Origin of the sequence: Actinospineispora spinosispora DSM 44797, assembly GCF_000429025.1 — a bacterium.
GTDB classification, from domain to species: Bacteria; Actinomycetota; Actinomycetes; order Mycobacteriales; family Pseudonocardiaceae; genus Pseudonocardia; species Pseudonocardia spinosispora.
Map to the genome: position 1 here is coordinate 113,291 of NZ_AUBB01000032.1, position 6,482 is coordinate 119,772.

General features: G+C 66.3%; 6 protein-coding genes. 5 read left to right on the forward strand and 1 reads right to left on the reverse strand.

What is annotated here, in order from left to right; all coding sequences use genetic code 11:
* The first annotated feature begins 64 nt into the window (after window positions 1-64).
* Entirely contained in the window at window positions 65-346 is a 282-nt protein-coding gene (locus G406_RS56925; RefSeq protein WP_156934936.1) for a hypothetical protein, read from the forward strand.
* Here the strand turns inward: G406_RS56925 and G406_RS0116235 are convergent.
* Entirely contained in the window at window positions 325-921 is a 597-nt protein-coding gene (locus G406_RS0116235; RefSeq protein ID WP_245607130.1) for a GntR family transcriptional regulator, read from the reverse strand. The genes G406_RS56925 and G406_RS0116235 overlap by 22 nt on opposite strands.
* Before the next feature lie 154 nt (window positions 922-1,075).
* Here G406_RS0116235 and G406_RS0116240 point away from each other — a divergent pair, with 154 nt between their 5' ends.
* The 4 genes from G406_RS0116240 to G406_RS0116255 are packed head-to-tail and all read left to right on the forward strand — an operon-like array spanning window position 1,076 to window position 5,987.
* Window positions 1,076-2,395 carry an MFS transporter gene (locus tag G406_RS0116240; protein ID WP_028934640.1) on the forward strand — a complete coding sequence of 440 codons (1,320 nt, stop codon included), beginning with the start codon at window positions 1,076-1,078 and terminating at the stop codon, window positions 2,393-2,395.
* Window positions 2,396-2,436: 41 nt separating this feature from the next.
* On the forward strand, window positions 2,437-4,023 hold the full coding sequence (locus tag G406_RS0116245) for an N-acyl-D-amino-acid deacylase family protein (protein ID WP_245607131.1): 1,587 nt from the start codon (window positions 2,437-2,439) through the stop codon (window positions 4,021-4,023).
* Between the two features lie 54 nt (window positions 4,024-4,077).
* Window positions 4,078-5,220 (forward strand): mandelate racemase/muconate lactonizing enzyme family protein, encoded by a 1,143-nt coding sequence (locus G406_RS0116250; RefSeq protein WP_028934642.1) that lies wholly within the window; start codon window positions 4,078-4,080, stop codon window positions 5,218-5,220.
* Window positions 5,217-5,987 carry an SDR family NAD(P)-dependent oxidoreductase gene (locus G406_RS0116255; protein WP_028934643.1) on the forward strand — a complete coding sequence of 257 codons (771 nt, stop codon included), beginning with the start codon at window positions 5,217-5,219 and terminating at the stop codon, window positions 5,985-5,987. The genes G406_RS0116250 and G406_RS0116255 overlap by 4 nt, the downstream gene beginning before the upstream one ends.
* The last annotated feature ends 495 nt before the right edge of the window (window positions 5,988-6,482 follow it).

Here is a 6,482-nt window from a genome sequence, read left to right on the forward strand (position 1 = left end):
GCCGTTCGTCTGGATCTAGGGTGGGCTGCCGACGTGGCGCTGGCGTGGTGCGCCGGCTGGGTTGGTGACCCGTCGTCAGATGCGCGAACTCGGCCGCGCGCACGGCGGTGCCGAGGTGGCCGGTCAGATCGTGTCCGGGGACCGGGATGAAAAGAGCTTCCTGACCGCGAAGCATCTGGCTGTCTGTGGCCGTTTCGACGGTGTTGTCGGCCTGGCATGTGGGAGTCTCGGTGAAACTTCGTATCGTGCTGATAAGCCGATGTGTTCGCCGAGCATGGTGGTGATCGTGCTGCCCGCGAGTTCGTTGCGCGATCTTGATGGCAGTTATTGGTCGAGGAATGTTTGAATGTGTTTGACGACCTCTGTGTCGACGTGCTCAGTGGGTGCGTCCCTGAGCGTGGCCAGGAGTTCGCGGTGTTGGTCGACGACTTCGCGAGCTGATTCGTGTTGCGGTGCGTCGCGCAGGAAGTAGGCGCGTACTCGGGGCTGGATGGCCTTCCAAATCTGTCGTGACTGGACGTGGCCGGCAGCTATGATCACTGTCTCGTGAAATTCGATGTCGAGGTCGGCGAGTGTTTCGGCATCGGGAGAGCTGCTTGATGCCCTATCCATCGCGGCGACGATTTCTTCGAGTTTGGTCATTAGGCCTTCGGGGCGGGACGCCGCGACTGTCCGGAATGCGGCGCGTTCGATGACGACGCGTATGGGGACGAGGATGTCGGTGATCTCGTCTTGTTCGATCTCGGCGACGACCGCGCCTCGGTAGGGTTGGGTGACGACTAGGCCCTCGTGTTCCAGCACCATGATCGCCTCACGCACCGGCCCTCGGCTGAGGTTGTAGACGGCGGAGAGGTCGCGTTCGACGAGCCGGTCTCCGGCGGCGAGCTCGCCAGTGGCGATGCGGTTGCGGATCTTTCGCACGACCCAGTCCCGTCGGGACTCGGGTGGGAGCTCTGTAGTTGCCGGCGCCTGGTGCACGAGTGGAGACTAGCAAAGTGCAGATGGTTGACCATCTGCCATTTTCGACTTACGGTCGCTTGAGTTCGCCGGACATCGAGGATCGAGGGAGATGGCGATGAGCACGGAGGACACCTCCGCCGCCGAGGTTGGGACTGACCAGGCCGAAGCGCTGAGTCGAGTTCCGATCAAGGTCACCGTGGCATCGGTGCTGGGCACTGTGCTGGAGTGGTACGACTTCGCTATCTACGCGGCGATGGCGACGGTCATCGCGCGCCTGTTCTTTCCGGCGCAGGACGCGAGTGTGTCGTTGCTGGTGGCGCTTGCGTCGTACGCGGTGGGGTTCTTCTGCCGTCCGTTGGGGGCGGTCATGTTTGGCCGGATGGGCGATCGAGCGGGCCGCCGCGGCATGTTGGCGGCCACGATTGTCGTGGTCGGGGTGTCGAGTGTCTTGATCGGTGCCCTGCCGACCTATGCCTCGATCGGGGTCGTCGCCCCGGTGTTGCTGGTGGCACTGCGGATGGTGCAGGGTCTGGCCGTTGGTGCCGAGTGGACCGGCGGGGCAACGTATCTGATCGAGCATGCCCGGACCGGTCGTCGGGGTTTGTACTCCGGGATCGTCCAGTCTTCGACTGTGGCCGGGTTTCTGCTCGGAGTGGGTGCGGTCACGGTGATGACCGGCGTGCTGGATGACAGTTCCATCGACTCGGGATGGTGGCGCCTACCGTTCGTGCTCGGTGGGGCGGTCGCCGCGGTCGGGGTGTTCGTGCGGCTGCGGCTCGAGGAGTCTCCGGAGTTTCGCCGAGCGGGGCAGGCGTCCACTGAGCCGCTTTTGTCCGTGTGCCGGGCCGCTGTGCCGCTGGGTCGGAACTGGATGCTGGTCTTCGGCAGCATGTTCGGGCTGGCGGTGCTCGGTTACACGGCCACGAGCTTCCCGGCCTATATCGCTGGGGTGACAGGGCTTCCGCTTCGGTTTGCGCTGATGACGAATGCGGTCGCGCTTGTCATCGAGGTTCCTCTGATCATCGTTGCCGGCGCGTTGTCGGACCGGGTCGGCCGGTCGAGGGTGATGACGATGGCTATGGCGGCATTCGTGCTGGCGATCTACCCCGTTTTCGTGCTGGTCACCAGTGGATCGGTGCTGTTGGTTCTGCTAGGGCAGGTGGTGTTCGTGGTGCTCTATGCCATGGGGTCGGGGCCGATGGCGGCGTTGTTCGTTGAGCTGTTCCCGACTCGGTTGCGGTCGGCTGGGTTCTCCACGTCGTACAACATCGGGGTCGCGGTGTTCGGCGGCACAGCGCCGTTCATCAATGCGGCGTTGGCCACCGCGACGGGCTCGGCCATGGCGCCTTGCTGGTACTTGATCGTGGGTGCGGTCGTGTCGTTGCTGTGTCTGTGGCGAATACCCCAGCGCCACGACCAGGAGTTGCTCCGATGACGACGTCGGTTGCCACGACATCTGCTGCTGTGGATCTTGTCTTGGCAGGTGGGTGGGTCGTCGATGGGACCGGGGCCGCGCCGGTTCGTGCCGACGTCGGTGTCCGGGGCGACCGGATCGAGGTCGTCGGAACCGGTGCGTGGACCGCGGGCGAGATCATCGACGTGACTGGCCTGACCGTGGTCCCAGGGTTTATCGACCCCCACAGCCACAGTGACTGGTCGATCTTGGGCAACCGCGATGCCCACAGCACTATTCGCCAAGGCGTCACCACCGAGATCGTCGGGAACTGCGGTATCACCCACGCTCCCGTGAGCGACGCGATGCTGCCTCAGACACAGCGGACGCTGCGGGGCTACGGATACACCGGCGAGGTCAGCTGGCGCAGCTTCCCGGAGCTGTTGCGGACCGTGCACGGCAGCGACGGGGGAACAGCCCAGAACCTGGCGTGGCTTGTCGGGCACACCGCGTTGCGTGAGGCCGCCGGAGTGCGGGGTACCCGGGTCTCGTCCGAGAGCACCGCGGCCATGATCGCGCTGCTGGCCGAGGCCCTCGACGCAGGCGCCCTGGGACTGTCCACCGGCCTGGAGTACGGCGCGGGCCGTGACGCGGACACAGCGGAGCTCATCGAGGTCGCCGGCGCCCTGCGCCGCCACGGCGGCATTTACGCCAGTCACATCCGTAACCGTGACACTCGGCTGTTGGAGTCGGTGGGGGAGTTCCTCACCATTGCCTCGAAGCACCAGCTTCGCGCCCAGATTTCGCATCTCAACGTTCGTCACGACACCGGAGCCCCAGTCGGAGCGTGGCGCGATGCCGTCCAGATGCTGGGCTCCGCTCGCCTCGGCGGCCTGGACGTTCTCGCCGACATCACGCCCTTGTGTGATGGCATCGGTCTGGCGGTGGGGCTGCTGCCGTCGTGGCTGCTCGACGAAGGTTACTCAGAGGCCGCCCGGCGGCTGGCCGACCCACGGGTTCGGGGCCGCGTGCGAAGTGACTGTGATCGCTACTGGCGGTTTGTACACCGAGGGCAGTGGGACCGGGTCGGAGTGCTGCGTAGTCCCGGGTCGCCTGAGCTGGAAGGCGAGTCCATCCCCCGAGCCGCGGCCCAGCGGGGGCAGGACTGCTGGGACGTGTTCTTCGATCTGCTGGCCGCCGCTGGGGCGGACATGGCTGATGTGCAGTTGCTCGGGCGGCTGTTCACTCCCGAGCACGTCGCCGACGCTGTTTCGCACCCCCTGTTCTGCCTCGGGGTCGACGGTTTCACCAGTCGGCTCGATGGCCCGCTCGCTGACCGCACGCGGCATCCGTTGTTCGTCACCGGCCATACGCACTACCTGGCTCATCACGTCCTTCGGCACAACACACTGCGCCTCGAGGAGGCGGTACGGAAGATGACCTCGATGGTCGCCGACCGATTTGGAATCCTCGATCGCGGCCGCGTCGTCGCGGGCTCCTACGCCGACCTCGCTGTCCTTGACCTCGACGTCCTGGCCGGGGAGGACACCGGAACGTACCGCGGCTCCTACGCCGTCGGCGTGCCGCACGTCCTGGTCAACGGCGTCGCGGTGGTGCGCGACAGCGTGCATCTCGGCACCCGGGCTGGGCGTCATCTCAGCCGAAGCTGAGCCCGCACCCATCGGCGAACCCGGTTCGCCGATCCCTTCATACGAGAGGACCTCATGAAGATCACCGACGTTCGTGCGGCGGGCCTGCGCGGCGCCACTCCCGAGGGCGGCTGGACCGAGGAGCTCCAACCCGACGATGTCGTCCACACCCTGGTCGCGGTGCACACCGACGGCGGAAACGTGGGGGTGGGCAGTGTGTTCACCAGCGAGAACTTGGTTCGTGCCGCGCTCGAGGTGCTGCGTCCGCTGCTGATCGGTGAGAACGCACTCGAGCCCGAACGGGTCGCCGAGAAGCTGCACCGCACGACCTTCTGGCTCGGTCGCGGTGGCTCGGTCACCCACACCATCAGCGGTATCGACTCTGCGATGTGGGACCTGCTCGGCCGTGCGACCGGTCAGCCGGTAGGCCGTCTGCTGGGTGGCCGCTACCGCGACCGGGTGCGGCCCTACGCCTCGTTGCTCATGGACCGTCCGGACAGGCTCGTGGAGCGCCTACGCCCGCTGGCCGACGCCGGATGGGCCGCGTTCAAGATCGGTTGGGGTCCATTCGGCCGGATCAGCAACCAGCTCGACGAGCAGATCATCACCGCGGCTCGGGAGACGGTCGGTCCGGACGCGCTGCTCATGGTCGACGCGGGGGCCAGCGACGGCGCCTGGAGCCAAGGCTACAAGTGGGCACTGCGCGCGGCTGCCATGCTTGCCGAGCACGACGTCGTCTGGTTCGAGGAACCACTGCCGCCGGACGCGCTCGAGGACTACGTCCGCCTTCGCGAGCACTCGCCGGTCGCGGTCGCCGGCGGTGAGGTGCTGACCCGGCGCCAGAGCTTCCTACCGTGGATCGAAAGCGGCGCCCTGGACATAGTCCAGCCTGACGTCACTAAGGTCGGCGGCATCAGCGAACTGCGACGGATCGGATGGAACGCGCACGACCACGGGGTCCGGCTGATTCCCCACGGCTGGAACACCGCGGTCGGCTTGGCCACCGATCTACAGATCGCCTCCGCTCTGCCTGACACCGACCTCGTCGAGTACGTCACCGGCTCCCCCTACATCGATGACCTCCTCACCACTGAGTGGTCGTTGGACTCTGACGGCATGCTGGCGATTCCCGAGGGCCCGGGTCTGGGGATCGAGCTGGACCTCGATTCCGTGAGCCGCTACGCCGACGTCGAAACCCTGCTGGGGCCGGCTCGATGATCGGTACCGCACTGCTGGTCACCGGCGCCGCCTCGGGGATCGGGCGCGCCGTCTGCGAGCTCGGCTCCAAGGCCGGCTATCACGTTCACGCCCTCGATCGCGATGTCGAGGGCGTGACGGCCACCGTTGATGCCATCTGTGCCGCGGGCGGTCAGGCCACTGGGCATCTGGTGGATGTCACGCGGGTCGAGGAGGTCAGCGGCGCGTTCGAGTCCGTGGCCAAGGGGCCTCGGCTGGTCGGACTGTTCGCTTCGGCTGGTATCGACCTCGGCGGCATGGCCCACGAGCTCGACCCGGAGACTTTCCGCCGCGTACTGGACGTCAACACGACTGGGGCCTTCCTCGTCGTTCAACAGGCGCTGCGGGTGATGATCGCGGCCGGCGGCGGCAGCATCGTGCTCTGTGGTTCGCCCGCGGCACAGGTCGGGTTCGCCGCCGGAGGTGTGACCGCATACGGCGCGTCAAAGGGCGCGATCGCTTCGATGACCAGGACGCTGGCCGTCGACTACGCACCGCATGGCTTACGCGTGAACGCCGTTGTTCCCGGCCCCACCGACACCGATCTGATGTGGGCGGGCGTCGCCGTCGGGGACCGTGCCGCCGTACGGACTAAGATCATCGGCGAGGTTCCCCTCGGTCGGCTGGCTCACCCCGACGAGATCGCCCGGTGCGTGCTGTGGCTGCTGTCCGACCTCTCCTCGTACACCACCGGATCGCTCATCGGCTGCGATGGCGGGGTCTTGGCCAAATCCTCGATCAGCATGTAGAAGAACCCTGCCCGGCGACAATCGGGGCTAACCCACGCACGGACATGCCCGAGCCGGTGGAGCCCGGCGCCGATGGTGGCTGCTGGGTGCGGTAGGTGCGTCTGAATCAGGTCGGTGAGGATTGTTCAAACTTGATTGAGAATCGAATGTGCGGCTGTCGCGAGAAGCGAGCTTTTTAGAGTCCACATAGGACTGTAGTGCTGCTACCTGATCGTAAACTGCATCGCTGCTACGCTGTTACTAACAGCGAGTGGAAGTGGCGATCCAGGTACACGGGTCGGGTCTAGCGGCCGGGTCTAGCGGCCGGGTATGGGGCACGCTGGGGCTGTGTCCTTGCCGGAAGTACCGTTGAGCGCGCTTCGAGGCTCTTTACCCACATCCCAGAGCCTTTCCAGGCGCCTTTGCGTGCCCTCTGATGAGGGCGCAGCCCGGTCGTGACGGTGGAGCCAGCCGGCGCAGCCGGCGCAGCCGGCGGGCTCACGGGCTCTCGGAGCG